We start from the raw sequence: 16,064 nt of genomic DNA, 5'->3' as shown, positions 1-16,064 counted from the left end.
CTCCGAAATTTCATTATGTATCTATCCATTTTAACATGTTTTTTTATCCTTGCTTACATTTATTTACTCATAATTACTAAACTAGGGAAATCGGCATATAAAAAAGCTGCAGAGAAAAATCTCTGCAGCTTAATTAATCAATTATGATGCGCTAACTTCTTGATCACGAGCACCAAGATGTTTGTCTTCACCCTTGTCGACGATAACTGCACAAGCAGCATCTCCCGTGATGTTAACAGCCGTTCTTAACATATCAAGAAGTCGGTCAACACCAAGGATCAGAGCGATACCTTCAACTGGTAATCCAACTGAGTTTAGTACCATCGCTAGCATGATGAGTCCTACTCCAGGTACCCCTGCTGTACCAATACTAGCAAGAACAGCTGTAAGGATAACAGTAAGCATCGCACCAATACTTAAGTTTACATCATATACTTGTGCGATAAAGATCGTCGCTACCCCTTGCATAATCGCTGTTCCATCCATGTTAATCGTAGCGCCTAACGGCTGTACAAATCCACTTACAGATTTGCGGACACCAAGGTTTTCTTGGGCTGTTTTCATGGAGATCGGAAGTGTAGCATTTGAACTTGATGTACTGAATGCTACTGACATTGCAGGCGCAAAGCCTTTAAAGAACGTAACAGGGTTCATTTTACCTAACAATGCAACAGAGCCACCGTATGTGACGATTGAATGTATTGCTAATGCGGCAATTACGATTGTCATATAGAGTCCCATCGCTTTAATTGCATCCATACCTTGGCTTCCGATTGCCGAAGCGATTAGAGCAAAAGCCCCGTATGGAGCAAACTTCATTACTACATTTACAAGGTACATCATGATATCGTTACCTTGTTCAATTAAATCCATAATTCCTTTTGTTTTGCTTCCAAGCATCGTTAAAGCGAAACCAACAAATACTGAGAAAGCGATGATTTGAAGCATGTTTCCGTCAGCCATAGCCTGAACAGGATTGGTAGGAATAATTCCTAATAACGTATCTGTAACAGCTGGAGCTTCTTGTGCTTCAAATTTAGCTCCTTCAGTTTTAAAGTCACCTACGCCTGGTTTAAAAATAAGTGCTAAACTCATAGCAATAATGATGGCGATTGTTGTAGTAGCTAAGAAGAAACCGATTGTTTTTGCACCGATACGTCCTAGTTTTTTTGGATCACCCAATCCTGCAGTTCCTAAAACGATTGAAAAGAAAACAATCGGTACAACAAGCATTTTAATAAGGTTTAAGAACAATGTTCCCACTGGCTTTAATACGTATTTATCCAGTGTTGCGAACGCATCTGGCAAGGCTAAATTAAGAATAAGGCCTGCTACAACCCCTAATGCCAGCGCGATCAAAATTTTCGTTGACAATTTCATAAACGCATCCCCCTTTTGTTTGAAAATTCTTACTATTGTTACTATAGTATGAGGAGTGTGTCCTAATACATGCCTAAATTTTTGTTTGCTGCATATAAAAACCCACGAAAATAGAGAGGATTTTCCGTGGGATACACCGCAACACATAGACTTAGCCCATGTATTAAAGCTCTCTCTCCAAAAACGCTTACGAGGTTAGCTGTCGGATTAGGGAATTGAGAGTTATCCCTTTTGTATTTACACAAATTCATCCCGAGGCAAAATGCCAATGTTGTGGTTCCCCCGCTTCTTCTCTTCAGTTCTTAGAATAGAAGTGAAGAATTCAGCGAATCATATGAATATGCTCTAATTTTATCAACATACATAAAAACTTGTCAAGAAAACACGATATACTTATTTATTCCAATTAATAGTTTCATCATGAATGTTTTTCCATATTCTCACTGCTACCCCATAAGTATGAGGACAACAGCGAAATATGTAGAAGGTTTTATTTTTCAGGGAGGTATTGTAAATGAAAATTGTATTTTATGAAAAAGGTGACTTAAGCATTATCGTTGGTGCTTCAAAATTAAAAGGCGAGCTAACGATTGAACAGATAAAGAACGAGAGTGAAAAGAAAGCAAAAGAACTTGGAGAACTTTTAGGCCGAGAAATCGGATTCTTAATCGACATGAACGGGAAATTGGACGCTCAATTTAAAAAATAGGCTCCTTTTGTAAGCTTTGTTGTCTTGGAAGTAGTTGTTTTCCGTTTAAACAATCTTGTAGAAGTAGCAAAAAACCGGGATAGCCCCGGTTTTTTTATTTACACATAAGCTAACGAAAGCTTTTCTCTATTCTGTTTAAATACTGCCTCTGGTCTACCTGCTTCCTGGATCTTACCGTCCTGCATAAGTACAATCCTGTCCCCAATCGCACGCGCATCTTCTTCGTCATGTGTAACAAAAATAGAAGTAATCCCAGTACGTTTTAAGATTTCTTTCAAATCATCACGAATCTGTTCTTGAAGTTTAGTATCTAAGTTACTAAAAGGTTCATCAAACATAATTAACGATGGATTTGGTGCCAATGCTCTCGCTAAAGCTACTCGCTGCTGCTGACCCCCACTTAATTCGTAAGGATAACGAGAAGCATACTCTTCCATTCCTACCATAGTCAGAAGCTCCTCCATGCGGTATTGCTTCTGTTTACGACTCATTTTATGAAGGCCAAACTTAATGTTCTTCTCAACCGTCATATGCGGAAAAAGGGCATAATCTTGAAAAACAAGTCCTACCCCGCGCTTTTCAGGCTGTACAAATCGAAATGAATCGTTCATAACGGCACGATCAATTAAAATCGATCCCTTTGTAGGCATTTCTAAGCCTGCAATTAAACGAAGCAATGTGCTTTTCCCGCTACCGCTCTGGCCTAATATTACAGTAACTTCACCTTGTTTAAACCCTAAAGAAAGGTTTTCAAATAGAGGCTTACGGGAATTTTTATAATTAAACGCTAAATCTTTGATTTGAACAAACATTATTTTGGCTCCTTTTCTAAAACTTTGTGTAAAAAGAATATCGACAGTGCACTTATACAAATAATCACCATAGACGAAACAGAGGCTTCATGAATTCGTTCATCACTCGCATATTGGAAAGTTTTCGTAGCCAGCGTGTAGAAGTTAAATGGCTGCAGTATGAGCGTTAAGGGCAATTCTTTCAAAATATCAACGAAAACTAGAATAAAACCGCCAGCAATCGCACCTTTTATCATTTTTATATCCACTTTAAAAAAGGTCCTAGTAACAGACATTCCTAATGTCCTGGAGGCATCTGTGAAAACTGTCCCCACTTTATCAAAGCCCGATTCAATAGAGTTATACCCTACGGCCAAAAAGCGGACAACATAGGCAAAGATCAGCATACTGATGCTTAAGCTTAATACAAGCGTAGGCTCCAGCCCCATCCATTCATATAAGACAATAACCTTTTGATCCAGTGCAAGAAATAACGTGAGTACACCTATCGCAATAACAGCACCAGGTATCGAATATCCCAAAACCGTTATTTTTGAAAAAAACTTGCTGACCCACCCTTTTGAAAGACGACTAAAATTAGCGATTATGAGAGCGGTAATAATGATTAGCCCTGAACCTATGGAAGCCACAAACACCGAATTCCAAATTAAATCAAGAAAAACCTCACTTAAGATTACATCGTATGTCATGTACACCCACTGTAAAAGCTGGATGAATGGAATAAGAAAGGCTATTGCAAACAATGCAAGGAATAAGGTAAGAACAGAGTACTTTTTCCAACCTTTTAATTCCTTCGGCTGCAATGGTCGTACTTTCGAAGTTGAATAGCTGAACTGTTTTCGTCCTCTTATCAACTTTTCTGCAATTAGGATAAAAACAACGATTACCATCAATGTTCCGGCTAATTTAATGGCTGATTGAATATCTCCCATTCCAAACCAAGCTTGAAAAATCGCTGTGCTGAACGTTTGAATACCAAAATATTTAACCACACCATAATCGTTAAATACTTCTAAGATAACTAAACTAACACCGCCTACTATAGCTGTTCGAGAAATTGGAAGTACCACTTGAATAAATGTTTGAAATGAACCTTTGCCTAAAACCCGTGCATTTTCTATTAGAGAAGAAGACTGGTTTTCCAAGAAACTTCTTGTAATGATATACACATATGGATAGAGGAACATAGTAAAGATAAAAATTGCTCCTGGTATGTTCATGATGTCAAAGAACCTTTGATCTACCTTTATACTAAAGTGGTTTCTAAGATTTGTTTGGATCACGCCCGTGTAATTAAGAATGCCATGATACGTATACGCTCCGATATAGGGAGGAATGGCAAGAGGGAGAATTAAACCCCATTTAAAGAAACGCTGCATCGGAAAAGTATAGGCAGTCACAAGCCATGCTGCACTTACACCAATGATTACAGTAAGTAGCCCTGTAAAGATAACGAGTGTTACCGAATTTATTATATAGTTCTTTAGCATAAATTCTTTAATATGTTCCCAATTCTCATTACTCTCCGCGAATAACTGAACCATGATGAGCAAAGCCGGTAAAATGATTAGAATGGAAAAAACAAAGCTAAGCAGAGCCCAACTATTAAATTGCGATCTCATTTTTCGAATCAAATACAACATTTTCACCTTCTTCTTTACTCATCTGGTTAGATCTAGCTGTTATTTGCTACATACGATTAGCCGTATCACAAAATGCGATACGGCAATTTTTTACAGTTTATTTCCAACTTACTTCATTTAAGATTTTAACAGCATCTGCATTGTTTTCCCCAAGCTCAGAAAGATTAAGGTCTTGTTCCTTAAACTCACCCCAAGATTTTAACAGCTCAGAAGGTTCAACTTCTTTATTGACAGGGTACTCATAGTTCGCTTCAGCAAAAACTTTTTGCACGTCAGGACTTGATAAGTATTCCATTAACTTGATGGCATTTTCTTTGTTCTTAGCATGTTTCGTTACACCGATTCCGCTGATGTTAATATGTGTTCCTGTAGTCTCTTGGTTAGGGAAGAATACACTTAACTGTTCAGCAACCTTTACTTCTTCAGGATCTTCAGAGTTTAGCATCTGTCCAAAATAGTAAGAGTTCATGATGGCAACATCACCTTCACCAGCAACGATACCTTTTGCTTGATCACGGTCACCGCCTTGAGGATCACGAGCCATGTTATTAACGATGCCTTCTGCCCATTTCTTAGCTTCTTCTTTCCCGTTTAGTGAGATAAAAGAAGACACTAAAGATTGGTTGTAAATATTTTCAGAAGAACGAATAAGTACTTTCCCTTTCCATTTGTCTTCTGTAAGTGCTTCATAAGTAGATAGCTCAGAAGGATCAACTTTATCCTTAGAATAAACAATTACACGCGCTCTTTTGGTTAATCCATACCAATGGTTGTCTTTATCTGTTAAGTTCTCAGGAACGTTCTTACTTAAAGTATCACTTTCAACGCTTTGCAGCAGGTCTTTATCCTTTGCCCAATGTAAGCGGCCTGCATCAGATGTGAAGAATAGATCTCCTTTAGTAGCCTTACCTTCTCTAGAAAGACGCTCGATCAATTCATCTTCTTCCCCTTTAATAACGTTTACCTTAATTCCAGTCTCTTTTGTAAAATCAGCAAATATTTTATCATCAACATCATAATGACGGCTTGTGTATAGATTAACTTCCCCGCTATTTTTTTCTTCTTTATTAGATGCTTTGTCATTGCCCGAACTTGCACCATCATTTGACTTCCCACAGCCGGCCATAATCACAGCTGCTAGTAGAACAATAATAAATGTTGTGAATAATTTCTTCTTCTGCATTTTCTTCTTGCTCCCTCTATGTATAAATTAATTGAAAACGATTATCAACTTCAATTCTAATTATAATGATAATCATTCTCAAGTCAATGGTCTTTTGAAATAAAATTAAAAAAACCTCCAAGAAGTGATTCACTTCTTTGGAGGCTATTCTTGATTTAAAGGTTTCCACTGGCTGTAAACCCAATTCCCCAGCTTATTATATCCCCTGCGGTTAGGATGCAATGAATCAGAAAAATACATGTCTTTTTCAACGTTTTCGTAGAGTTCATAAGTTGAGATGTACTTAGTAAGTGTGCTCTCATTGCTTACTTCAATGATTGCTTCATTCCAAGATTGAATGCTATCAGAAGCAGTTGGGTCATAGGCTTTACCAAAGTAAGGATTGTACAGTCCTAGCACATAGACGGGGGCAAACGAGTTATTTTCTCTCACAACAGTCAAGGTTTTGCTCAAATTGTTTCTTAATTTTTCTTTCCCGAGCAGAAGCGGCTGTTGTGGGAGCTGACGAAAGTTCCAGCCTGCAGCATGTCTAAAGTCATTGGTTCCTATGAATACAAACACATGATCAGCTTGCTTTAACGCTTTTAGCACAACACCATTTTCAAGTTGTTTTAATAATTGATCTGAACGCTGACCGCTAATTCCGAAATTATTAACGATAACATTTCGGCCTGTTTGTTTTTGAATATTTCTTTTAACAATGCCTATATAACCTGTTTTAGACGGATCTCCAACACCGTAAGTCAACGAGTCTCCAAGAGCAACAATCTTAATTGTTTTTGTCTCACTCGCAACTTCTGTTTTACCGAAGTTCTGAAAGACGATAAATAGAAGTATAGCAAGAGCTGCTCCGCCAATTAGCCATTTCTTTGATACTTTCCGCACAACATATCCTCGATTCTAGTTATTGTTATCTTACTTTTTACCATAACGAGGGAAAATATCAAGTAATGAATGTGCTATTTGATTCGATAATCTTCTGATGTAAGAGATGAGTCTTCCCAAAGGTTTTCTTGGTCATACTGGTACGAGTCTTTTTTAACAAAAGAATGAATGAGTAGTGCTACACCTCCGCACAATAGGCTTGCTGGTATTAAAGTAATAAGGAAACCAGTCATCTTCATCCCCTCCTGTACAAAACTATATGAGGAGGAGATCACGATTATGAAACAGAGAAATATTTAATAATTTATCTATTACTTATAGAAATTAAGGGTATAAAGGTAAAAGAAGAATTTAAACGGAGGTGCCTTTGTGGGATTTATATTCACGCTACTATATTTTGCAATTATCGCTATTGTAATTGAAATTAATGTACTGCTCTTTACCCTTACCGGTTTAAAAAAAGAAATTGCCCGCTTTCAGGTAATCTCAATGTTTACTGCTACTGGATTCACAACAGGTGAATCGGAGTTAATCTTAGAACATCCTATCCGAAGACGATTAAGCACTTTTCTTATCTTATTCGGTGTTTTTTCACTTGCCGTCATTATCTCGTCTATCAGCAATATCCTATCCGATGAGTTTAAATCAATTGAGCTTGGAATTATTATTTTAATCCTGATCGGGCTTTACCTTATTTTAAGCATGCCTAAACTTAAGAACTTTATGAAGAAGTCGTTTGATAAACATATGCAAAAGAATTACAACTTATCTGATCTGCCACTGCGTGACGTGATGTATTTTGAAGAAGATGATGTTGTAATAGAGCTGCCCATACATAAAGGGTCTTCTATTATTGGAAAGATGTTGAAGGATGTAATTGAAAAGGATAAAGACTTACTCGTGTTATTTATTAAACGTGGTGATGTAACACTTAGAAAGGATAGCTACACGACAGAGATCCAAGAAGGAGATATGATTTTTCTTTATGGCCACCAGCATTCCCTTCAAGAACAATTTAAAGATGAAATGGAGGAAATGAAAAAGAGTAAAGAAAAAAAACAATCAAACAGTAGCCATTTTTAGCTACTGTTTTTTTTTTGCACTACCCCCTAATAAAGAATTGAGGGTTCGAAAATAACTTTTGGGTATAAAAAAAAGAACCTCTTCTATAGAGATTCTGCATTAACCCACTTCTCTAACTTTTTCAGGGACAAAGGACAGTAACAAAGAAATGATATTGTTAATTTGTTCAGGAGTAATATGTATACCATCGTTTGCTAATAGTTCTTCTTTAAGTTTGATAATTGAATCCACTTCTTCAAGTGTTGCATCTGCCAAGCGATAATCTATCGTATTCAATAATTCCAATAATTGATTGTTTTTATTAGTTATGTAGTATGTAGTATCCACTAATAAACACCCCCCACTACCATTATTATCGAAACTAAGGTCATTTTCCTACAAAAACAATTCGTCAAATGACGACATATCTTACTTTTTATGGATTATACCCTATAATGCCTACCTGTTTTTGTCGAAGAATATCGAAATAACAGGAACAAAGTCCTATTTTAGTTATTTGTGTTATCTTCTATTCATGAAAGGTTTACATATAAAAGTAAAAATACTTTAGTTAAATAACTTTGATAAGGAAGCAAATGGCGATACGCTTTCTTCTGCTTTTGTTTTGTACACCAGTTTTTCTGGTTCGAAAAGCTTAGACTCTAAGTATGAGGTAGGATTTTTTACAATCTCAATCTGTTTATGAATCCTCTTAAGAATCCTGCCTGTATTAATAGCATCATCTAAAGCTCTGTGCTTCGAACCTTCATATGAGAGCTCCATTGTAAGAAGTGCACGGGACAAGCCATATCGAAACCCTTTTTCACTATCGTGAAGCAAACTAAAATGAAATTGCAGATCATTATGGTTTATGATCCAATCGGTTTCTGTTTGGTGAAACGTTGAATCCGTAATAAGTGCCCATTTATCTTCTGGTCCCCAAGAACATAGATAATACTCCTCAAGCCCAATCCACGATTTGAAATTTTCTATTGCTTCTGTATAAACGGGAGCAGAAATTAAATCTTTTTTTGTTATTCCCGTTAAATTCGTTATTCTTGAATTCAGCTTATCCATTTTTGGCTGGACAAACGATTGAAAAGTATCAAGTATTGTCAGCTCTCCATTAACTTCTGTCATTCGTACAGCACCGATCTCAATGATCTCAGATAATCGGTTAGTCATTTCTAGATCATAAACAATATATTGCATCCCTTTCACACCTGCCCTTCATCATTGACGTCTTCATTTGGGTATCTACCATATATTGTAGATGATTTATTAACAAAATGAAATATTACAAAAGGTCTTACTTAATATGTCATTTTGACAGGGTGTTACAATTATAGAGATTAGGGTTTTCTTTGGGCTACTCTATTCTCCCGTGGAAACGAGCAGTCTGGAAAGGAAAAAAGTTTACTCAAACTACCTTACTTTATTTTATGAAATGAATCAGCATAGATGTCAGTCTAATCGTAAAGAGCTATAAGTTTCTTAATCTGCCATACTTTTCATTTTCAATTTCTGCATTCTTTTGTTAACATTGTTAGTGTCTATTTAACTATATGAATTACATAATGAGGGATTATCAATGAAAAAAGTATTACTATTAATTCTTATAATTGGCTTGTTTACTATTACTGCTTGCTCAAAAGATACTAAACAAAATGAACAAGGTGCTTCAGAAACCCAAACTGAAAATAATAACGAAAAAGCCACCGATTCATCAACTACTGGTCAAGACGAAGAAGATACAAAAGCGACAGAAACAGCAGCAACAGAAGATGAGAGCACTGAAGTTGCTGATGAAGAAAATGCAGATACAAATGAAAAAGATTATTTAACTGACAATTACGAATTTGTAGCAAGTGAACTCACGAACCTTTCTGAACAGCAAATAAGCGATAAATGGGGAGAACCCTCTCGATCAGAAGAAATTCAGTATCGTTATTCTGGCACTACTCAATTCGTACCTGCAGTTGTACGTTATTATCAAAACGAGAAATACGCGGTTACATTTGTTGAAGGAAAAGCTGCCCGTTTAGTCTATTCCGTAATTGATGAGGAAATTCTGTTTACGGATGATGAAAAATTAAGAGCTCTAGAACTTGCCGGACTTCCAACAGATGTGGAAGAAACAACAGACACTGATACGGCATTTGTTTACAACGATCTTGGAAATGTATATGAAGTAACCATGTTTTCAAAAGGGGAATTTGTAGATTACTTATATATCATTTTAGATGAAGCTTACAAATAAAACCTTAGATGACAACTCCTCGAAATGAGGCGTTTATCACCGTTTCTATGCTTATCCATTTTGCATAAAATGGAGTGAGGAGAGAAATCGGCTTCTCATAGTGCAAGAAGAGGAGTGAAACCATGTCATCGAGAAAGTACTGTTCTGATAGCTTTACGCTTTATGTGGTACTATTCGTGCTGCTCATTATTGTCGGAGCCATTTCGTTTAGCGGAGACTGCTGTGTTTATTCTTATCCGTGTTCATACGGATTCTCAGCAAACGCACCCATAAATGGTTATTGGAACGCGTAAAAATAAGAACCCCATTTCCTGCAAAGAAAATGGGGTTCTCTTTTTTTATAGCTTCTCTCTCATGCTGTCTGCAATCGGTTCAACCTCAGAGCCTACTACTACCTGTATATTTTGGTTATTAAGCTTAATAAGACCTTTGGATCCAGCTTTTCTAAGAGCATCTTCATCTACTCTCGAAAGATCTTTAATCTGGACTCTCAGTCTAGTAATACAGTTTTCAAGCAGGACTATATTTTCTTTGCCACCGAGTGCATTTAAATAGGCTGCAGCCGCTGCTTCGTACTTTTCATTACTTGTAGAGGTTGCAGCTGCCTCAGATACAATAGTTTCTTCATCTTCTCTACCTGGTGTTTTCAAATCTAGTTTTACGATTAAATAACGAAAGATGCTGTAGTAAACTACAAAATACACTGCTCCAATCGGTAAGAGCAACCAACCGTTCTGTGCTTTTCCAATATTTAAGAAATAATCAATCGCTCCTGCTGAAAACGTAAATCCATGATGGATATCAAACAATACAGCAACTGACATAGAAGCTGCAGTTAGTACAGCGTGAATCACATAAAGCAGTGGTGATAAAAACATGAAAGCAAATTCAATCGGTTCTGTGATACCTGTAACGAATGACGTAAGCGCCATACTTCCAAGCATCCCCGCAACTGCTTTTTTACGATGTTTTTTCGCTGCATGAATCATAGCAAAACAAGCGGCAGGCAACCCAAACATCATAACAGGGAAGAACCCAGCCATATAGAAACCAGCTTTCGGATCATCCGCAAAGAATCTTGCCAAATCTCCAGTTACTGCCTTTCCGTTTTCTCCTGTAAACTCTCCAAATACAAACCATAAAAAGCTGTTAAGTACGTGATGCAAACCTAATGGGATCAATAAGCGGTTAAAGAAACCGAATATACCAGCACCAATGGCACCTGCACTCGTAATCCAAGTACCAACGTTCTCTAAGCCCATTTGAATGTAAGGCCAGATGAATCCAAAAACAAGGGCTAACAACACCATCGTACCTGCAGTCACGATTGGTACAAATCGTTTGCCGCCAAAGAACGATAACCATTCTGGAAGTTTCGTATTATAAAATCTATTGTATAAGAGCCCTGCTACAACCCCGGCTAGAATCCCTCCGAGCACCGACATATCAAAGTTGCCTTTATACGCTAAATTCTCAACTGCAAATGCTTTAGCCCCTTCTGTTAAAACAAAATAACCGATAGCACCTGCAAGACCCGCTGCCCCACTACCGTCTTTAGCTAGACCAACAGCTACCCCAATGGCAAAAATCAATGCTAAGTGACCGAAAATCGCATTACCTGCTGCAGCCAAAAAAGGAATACCCAGTAAATCATCTTGACCGAAACGCAGAATGAGTCCCGCTGCTGGAAGAACAGCAATCGGAAGCATAAGCGCACGGCCGATGCGCTGCAAGAATCCTAACATAATAATCTACCCCTCTCATTTTTTAGTGAACATGCGTATTGCTTCTTTTAATTTGCCATCATGTTGATCTAGATACGGTTTTGCGTCATTTGGAGCGACTCCTGTTATTAACTGAAAAATCGCAGCCTTGGTGTTGCCTCCCTGATTGAGCAATGCTTCTTCTGCTTCTTTTTCTGACGCACCCGTAGCTTCCACGATTATATTTTTTGCTCGCTGTCTCAATTTTTCATTTGTAGGTTGAACGTCCACCATCAAATTGCTGTAAACTTTTCCCCACCTAATCATACTAGCTGTACTAATCATATTTAAAACAAGCTTTTGAGCCGTTCCAGCCTTCATACGTGTAGATCCTGTAACAACTTCTGGCCCTGTTATAATAGGAATACTAATATCTGCAAGCTTCTCCATAGGTGAATTTGCAGCACAAACAAGAGCAGCCGTGAATGCACCTTGTGATTTTGAATAACCCATTGCACCCAAGCAATAAGGCGTTCGGCCAGATGCAGCAATCGCTACAACAACATCTTTATTCGTAAGTTTCAGTTTTTGAAGATCGGATTTACCCAATTCTGGATCATCTTCTGCTCCTTCAATAGCATGTTGAAGAGCATAATCACCACCTGCAATCACACCGACTACTAAATTGGGATCTGTTCCATAGGTTGGCGGGCACTCTGAAGCATCTAACACACCTAATCTCCCGCTTGTTCCTGCCCCGATATAGATAAGCCGACCTCCATTTTCGAAAGCTTTAACTACTTTTTCTGCTACTTTACTAATTTCAGTTAAGACAGGAGTAATACAACTGACGACTCCAAGATCGGCTTCGTGTATTTTTCGGATCACTTCTAGTGTTGAAAGTTCATCAATGTTTACTGTGTCTGGATTCCTTTTCTCTGTAGCCAATTTGGTTAAGTCCATCATGATCTCCTTTAGTATGGTTGATTTAAAAGGACAAACTTCTGCCCGCTTCCCACGTACTCTAATAATGGCATGCTCTCTTTCCGTACCATTCCAACTACATTCATCTTTGGATTGGCGGGCAAATTCTCCAAACATATTTGCAGTTCACCGGCATACCTGCCATATAATTTGTTATCTATCGTGATTGTGCCCTTTGTGAAAGAGGTTAAATTATGAATCTCTTGAATCAGTTGAGAAGGCTCAGTTCTAGATTCAACTGAACGGATCACGTATTGTGCGGCATCCATTCTATTCGTATGAACCGTGTTATAGAGGTGCTCGTATTCATTGTTAAAATCTACATAGAGAGGAACTGCACCATCCATTAAGTAGCCGAAAGTCTTCAAAGTCTGGTCAGTCAGATTTAAATCTCCCACACAAATCTTGTCTGTACTCAGTTCGCCGAGTTCAAGTGCTGCATGTACAGGTGTTAAAAATCTATGATTCTCAATCGTAGGAAGTCCTTCATGCAACGGTCCGCGTAATGAATCATCCCCTTTAATAAAACCCATTGTTTTTATTCCGTAACGGTGGAACAATTCATTGCGTGTTTTTACTGAGTGACTTGAAATGCCTGTGTATGGTTTCGGATAAAAGTTATGCCAAGCTTCTGTTTGATTCACTTGAAGTCCCGCGTCTACTAATTCCTTAAGCTGTTCTTCATCAATGGTACTCGCGTTCAATCCAATTTTAAGAGAATGGGACAGCCAAGCAATCTGCTTGGCTGTAAATCCATAATCCATCCTGATTCCTGTGATTCCCCAGTCTTTTAAAGAAGGCAGTTCAGAAAACGCTAATCCCAACCGTTCAAGGGAAGCTGGAGAAACATCTGCCATCACATCCATATGAAAACTTTGCGCTATATTGCCTAACCACTTTACTTGTTTAATAAAATCTACATCACTTTCTTCTGGAATATGAAGAGAAGTAAAGATGTACTGAAAACCGTTTTTAGCGGCCTTTTCGATCCATTGTTTATTGAAAGTATCTGATTCGCTTAGATAAATTGAAATGCCATAACACAAAGAGCGTTCACTCCTGTTTAAATGTCTTTTGCCATGCTCTCTTTAAACCCAAATGTCCATGTGAACAAGAAACCAAAGATATAAGCGATGACTAAACCTACTAAATATAGAACCATTTCATTCGGATTAACTAAGAATACGAGTGGGATACCAGAAACACCAATTGCAATTGTCGCAACTTCATAGAATGCCTGGAATGCCCCACCTACTGCAGCTCCTAGACACGCCGTTAAGAACGGACGACCGAGCGGCAATGTAACCCCAAAGATTAACGGCTCACCAATTCCCAGCATACCTACAGGAAGTCCGCCTTTAATAACTTTGCGAAGCCTTTGATTTTTTGTTTTGAAATAGATGGCAAATGCAGCACCAACTTGACCTGCTCCACCCATTGCTAAAATTGGCAACAGTGGATCGTCACCGATCGTATTGATTAGTTCCATGTGTACTGGTGTAAGGCCTTGATGAAGTCCTGTTACAACTAGTGGTAAGAATGTACCTGCTAAAATAAGTCCAGAGAAAATACCGCCAATATCAATTAAGTTTAATAATCCTTTTGTGATGAGGTCAGATAAGAAACCACCAACCGGCTGAAGAACGAATAACGTTGCAAAACCTGTTATCAGGAGTGCAAGTGTAGGTGTTACGATAATATCAATAGAAGGATGAACAAATTTTCGAATTCTTTTTTCCAGGAATGCAATGAGAACAGCAGCAAGCATGACCCCAATTAAACCGCCACGTCCTACAACGAGTGGATCACCAAAAAGTGTAATGTTTGCTAGACCTGGGTTAATGATTAAAATACCGGCTGCACCACCTAGTGCAGGGGTTCCACCAAACTCTTTGGCTGTATTAATACCAACAAATACTGCTAAGTAACTGAAGACACCCCAGCCGATTAACCCTAGCATTTTAATTATTGCAGACTCAGGGTCCGCTTCCATTCTAATCGCAACGTTTGTGATTCCAGCAATCAAACCTGAAGCAACAATCGCAGGAATTAACGGAATGAAGATACTAGCAATCTTACGTAAAAATTGTTTAAAAGGAGTTGCGTTTTTCTTGTTAATTGCATCTTTATTCATGCGTGCCATCTGCTCAAGATCCATCGGGTTTGTTTCATCAACAGATTCGATGTTCATACCCGTTTCTTCGCTCATCGCTAGTGTCACACGGTTTACAATTCCAGGTCCGACAATAATCTGTAAGGTATCATCTTCTACAACACCCAAGACACCATCCACATCTTTTAACCCTTTTAAATCTGCTTTTGACGGGTCATGTAAATTCACACGTATTCTCGTCATACAATGCATCAATGACTGGATGTTTGATGAACCTCCAAGTTTTTCAATGATGCTATGAGCCATTTGCTGCTCTTTCCCCATTATCCTTCCCCCTCTTAGTAAACGCTTTCATTTTTATATAAAACGCTTCATTAGCGTTTCATATCGATCATAAATTTGTATCGGTCACCTCTATAAACTGAATGTACTAACTCCAAAGGCATTCCATTCGTTAAAAAGGTTTGTCTTTCAATGAGAAGTACAGGTGCACCTTTCGTTATCTCAAGTATTTCACTTTCAGCATCACGTGCAATCGATGCTTCTAAGCTTTGTGTCGCATAATCAATTTCGAAGCCAGCACTTTCTACCTGTGAATACAGTGAGCCTTCTTTTATATGATTTTCTTGCAGATATAGAAGATGAACAGGAACAAATGTGGTTTCGAATGCCATTGGAATATCATTTGCAAGGCGAACCCGTTTGATCTCATAGACTTCTTGGTGTTCCGAAATTTCTAAAGCCATTGCAAGTCTTTGATTGGCCTTAATGGTGTGAAAGGATACAAGTTTTGATGCTGGCCGATATCCCCGCGACCTCATATCTTCTGTAAAACTAGTAAGTCCCAGGAGCTTCTGCTCGATTTTTTTAGCAGATACAAATGTCCCTTTTCCTTTTCGGCGTGTTAAGTATCCATCATTCACAAGATTGTTTATCGCTTGACGGACAGTCATTCGGCTAACTTCATAGTTTTCAGCAAACTCTCGTTCGGAAGAAATCATCGTTCCAGTTATCCATTCTCCCTTATCAATCTTTTGTTTAATAGCTTCTTCAATCTGAAAATAAAGAGGCATTGGTGATTTTTTATCAATCATAAAAATGGTTCAACTCTCCTTACCTAAAAAGATTCCATGCACCTTCCACTGTTTAAACAAACATCTTCCATCCTGTTGGAATCCTGAAGTGCTTTTAATCTTTGCAGTTGCATCCTAATGTAATGACGTGTTTCATGTCCACTCTCCCTTATTACTTTATGCCAAGCGTATCATTGTTATAACTAGTTGTCTATACCAGTCAGAAAATTCAAATAAAATAAGCTAAGGCTAAAGAA

Annotated in this window: 17 protein-coding genes and 1 riboswitch; of the genes, 4 read left to right on the top strand and 13 right to left on the bottom strand. The window is 38.0% G+C overall.

All coding sequences use genetic code 11. From position 1 onward, the window contains the following. Positions 1-141 precede the first annotated feature (141 nt). Positions 142-1,380 carry a dicarboxylate/amino acid:cation symporter gene (locus tag P8610_RS00145; protein WP_394602668.1) on the bottom strand — a complete coding sequence of 413 codons (1,239 nt, stop codon included), beginning with the start codon at positions 1,378-1,380 and terminating at the stop codon, positions 142-144. A gap of 169 nt (positions 1,381-1,549) precedes the next feature. After that, a riboswitch (cyclic di-AMP (ydaO/yuaA leader) is annotated at positions 1,550-1,718 on the bottom strand. 176 nt (positions 1,719-1,894) lie between these two features. On the opposite strand from P8610_RS00145, the gene P8610_RS00140 reads away from it, so the two are divergent. After that, positions 1,895-2,089 (top strand): hypothetical protein, encoded by a 195-nt coding sequence (locus tag P8610_RS00140; RefSeq protein ID WP_077359415.1) that lies wholly within the window; start codon positions 1,895-1,897, stop codon positions 2,087-2,089. A gap of 98 nt (positions 2,090-2,187) precedes the next feature. Here P8610_RS00140 and P8610_RS00135 read toward each other — a convergent pair whose 3' ends face one another. The 5 genes from P8610_RS00135 to P8610_RS00115 form a co-directional block, all read right to left on the bottom strand. Then, entirely contained in the window at positions 2,188-2,901 is a 714-nt protein-coding gene (locus tag P8610_RS00135) for an ABC transporter ATP-binding protein (RefSeq protein ID WP_289494739.1), read from the bottom strand. Continuing rightward, the gene (locus tag P8610_RS00130; RefSeq protein WP_394602667.1) at positions 2,901-4,544 is read right to left on the bottom strand and encodes an ABC transporter permease; all 1,644 of its coding nucleotides are present in this window, start codon (positions 4,542-4,544) and stop codon (positions 2,901-2,903) included. Before P8610_RS00130 ends, P8610_RS00135 begins: the two co-directional genes overlap by 1 nt. A gap of 97 nt (positions 4,545-4,641) precedes the next feature. Next, positions 4,642-5,727, bottom strand: coding sequence for a Fe(3+) ABC transporter substrate-binding protein (locus P8610_RS00125; RefSeq protein ID WP_394602666.1), 1,086 nt, complete (start codon positions 5,725-5,727; stop codon positions 4,642-4,644). A gap of 144 nt (positions 5,728-5,871) precedes the next feature. Next, positions 5,872-6,612, bottom strand: coding sequence for a GDSL-type esterase/lipase family protein (locus P8610_RS00120; protein ID WP_394602665.1), 741 nt, complete (start codon positions 6,610-6,612; stop codon positions 5,872-5,874). Positions 6,613-6,686: 74 nt separating this feature from the next. Beyond that, positions 6,687-6,845, bottom strand: a complete 159-nt coding sequence (locus P8610_RS00115) for a hypothetical protein (protein ID WP_289494735.1) — start codon at positions 6,843-6,845, stop codon at positions 6,687-6,689. A gap of 136 nt (positions 6,846-6,981) precedes the next feature. On the opposite strand from P8610_RS00115, the gene P8610_RS00110 reads away from it, so the two are divergent. Beyond that, on the top strand, positions 6,982-7,695 hold the full coding sequence (locus P8610_RS00110) for a TrkA C-terminal domain-containing protein (RefSeq protein WP_394602664.1): 714 nt from the start codon (positions 6,982-6,984) through the stop codon (positions 7,693-7,695). Between the two features lie 99 nt (positions 7,696-7,794). On the opposite strand, the gene P8610_RS00105 is transcribed toward P8610_RS00110, so the two are convergent. Both P8610_RS00105 and P8610_RS00100 read right to left on the bottom strand, forming a co-directional pair. Next, positions 7,795-8,022, bottom strand: a complete 228-nt coding sequence (locus tag P8610_RS00105; RefSeq protein ID WP_289494733.1) for a hypothetical protein — start codon at positions 8,020-8,022, stop codon at positions 7,795-7,797. A gap of 219 nt (positions 8,023-8,241) precedes the next feature. Continuing rightward, positions 8,242-8,886, bottom strand: coding sequence for an exonuclease domain-containing protein (locus tag P8610_RS00100; protein WP_394602663.1), 645 nt, complete (start codon positions 8,884-8,886; stop codon positions 8,242-8,244). A 379-nt stretch (positions 8,887-9,265) separates the two neighbouring features. Between P8610_RS00100 and P8610_RS00095 the strand changes: the two genes are divergently transcribed. Together P8610_RS00095 and P8610_RS00090 are read left to right on the top strand one after the other, a co-directional pair. Next, a complete protein-coding gene (locus P8610_RS00095) occupies positions 9,266-9,934 on the top strand; it encodes a hypothetical protein (RefSeq protein WP_394602662.1) in 669 nt (222 codons plus the stop codon). Between the two features lie 122 nt (positions 9,935-10,056). Beyond that, positions 10,057-10,227, top strand: a complete 171-nt coding sequence (locus P8610_RS00090) for a YjcZ family sporulation protein (RefSeq protein ID WP_394602661.1) — start codon at positions 10,057-10,059, stop codon at positions 10,225-10,227. Between the two features lie 45 nt (positions 10,228-10,272). Here the strand turns inward: P8610_RS00090 and nagE are convergent, their stop codons facing one another. From nagE to P8610_RS00065, 5 genes are read right to left on the bottom strand one after another with little or no spacing between them, the layout of a single operon-like run. Further along, a complete protein-coding gene (gene nagE / locus P8610_RS00085; protein ID WP_394602660.1) occupies positions 10,273-11,679 on the bottom strand; it encodes an N-acetylglucosamine-specific PTS transporter subunit IIBC in 1,407 nt (468 codons plus the stop codon). A gap of 15 nt (positions 11,680-11,694) precedes the next feature. Next, positions 11,695-12,600 (bottom strand): N-acetylmuramic acid 6-phosphate etherase, encoded by a 906-nt coding sequence (gene murQ, locus P8610_RS00080; RefSeq protein ID WP_394602659.1) that lies wholly within the window; start codon positions 12,598-12,600, stop codon positions 11,695-11,697. A gap of 11 nt (positions 12,601-12,611) precedes the next feature. Further along, entirely contained in the window at positions 12,612-13,667 is a 1,056-nt protein-coding gene (locus tag P8610_RS00075; protein ID WP_394602658.1) for a DUF871 domain-containing protein, read from the bottom strand. Between the two features lie 17 nt (positions 13,668-13,684). Then, the gene (locus P8610_RS00070) at positions 13,685-15,058 is read right to left on the bottom strand and encodes a PTS transporter subunit EIIC (RefSeq protein ID WP_289494727.1); all 1,374 of its coding nucleotides are present in this window, start codon (positions 15,056-15,058) and stop codon (positions 13,685-13,687) included. Positions 15,059-15,108: 50 nt separating this feature from the next. Continuing rightward, positions 15,109-15,828 (bottom strand): GntR family transcriptional regulator, encoded by a 720-nt coding sequence (locus tag P8610_RS00065; RefSeq protein ID WP_289494726.1) that lies wholly within the window; start codon positions 15,826-15,828, stop codon positions 15,109-15,111. Positions 15,829-16,064: the final 236 nt, after the last annotated feature.

It is taken from the genome of Fictibacillus sp. UD, assembly GCF_043558025.1.
Lineage (GTDB): Bacteria > Bacillota > Bacilli > Bacillales > Fictibacillaceae > Fictibacillus.
The sequence above is the reverse complement of the archived record's forward strand: the minus strand, read 5'-3'. Positions and strand labels throughout refer to the sequence as shown.

Excerpts from the sequence above, each read along its gene's own strand:
- P8610_RS00125 (WP_394602666.1), bottom strand. The coding sequence starts at position 5,727 with ATGCAGAAGAAGAAATTATTCACAACATTTATTATTGTTCTACTAGCA.
- P8610_RS00065 (WP_289494726.1), bottom strand. The coding sequence starts at position 15,828 with ATGATTGATAAAAAATCACCAATGCCTCTTTATTTTCAGATTGAAGAA.
- P8610_RS00145 (WP_394602668.1), bottom strand. The coding sequence starts at position 1,380 with ATGAAATTGTCAACGAAAATTTTGATCGCGCTGGCATTAGGGGTTGTA.
- P8610_RS00135 (WP_289494739.1), bottom strand. The coding sequence starts at position 2,901 with ATGTTTGTTCAAATCAAAGATTTAGCGTTTAATTATAAAAATTCCCGT.
- P8610_RS00090 (WP_394602661.1), top strand. The coding sequence starts at position 10,057 with ATGTCATCGAGAAAGTACTGTTCTGATAGCTTTACGCTTTATGTGGTA.
- murQ (WP_394602659.1), bottom strand. The coding sequence starts at position 12,600 with ATGGACTTAACCAAATTGGCTACAGAGAAAAGGAATCCAGACACAGTA.
- P8610_RS00070 (WP_289494727.1), bottom strand. The coding sequence starts at position 15,058 with ATGGGGAAAGAGCAGCAAATGGCTCATAGCATCATTGAAAAACTTGGA.
- P8610_RS00115 (WP_289494735.1), bottom strand. The coding sequence starts at position 6,845 with ATGACTGGTTTCCTTATTACTTTAATACCAGCAAGCCTATTGTGCGGA.
- P8610_RS00095 (WP_394602662.1), top strand. The coding sequence starts at position 9,266 with ATGAAAAAAGTATTACTATTAATTCTTATAATTGGCTTGTTTACTATT.
- P8610_RS00100 (WP_394602663.1), bottom strand. The coding sequence starts at position 8,886 with ATGCAATATATTGTTTATGATCTAGAAATGACTAACCGATTATCTGAG.
- P8610_RS00140 (WP_077359415.1), top strand. The coding sequence starts at position 1,895 with ATGAAAATTGTATTTTATGAAAAAGGTGACTTAAGCATTATCGTTGGT.
- P8610_RS00130 (WP_394602667.1), bottom strand. The coding sequence starts at position 4,544 with ATGTTGTATTTGATTCGAAAAATGAGATCGCAATTTAATAGTTGGGCT.
- nagE (WP_394602660.1), bottom strand. The coding sequence starts at position 11,679 with ATGTTAGGATTCTTGCAGCGCATCGGCCGTGCGCTTATGCTTCCGATT.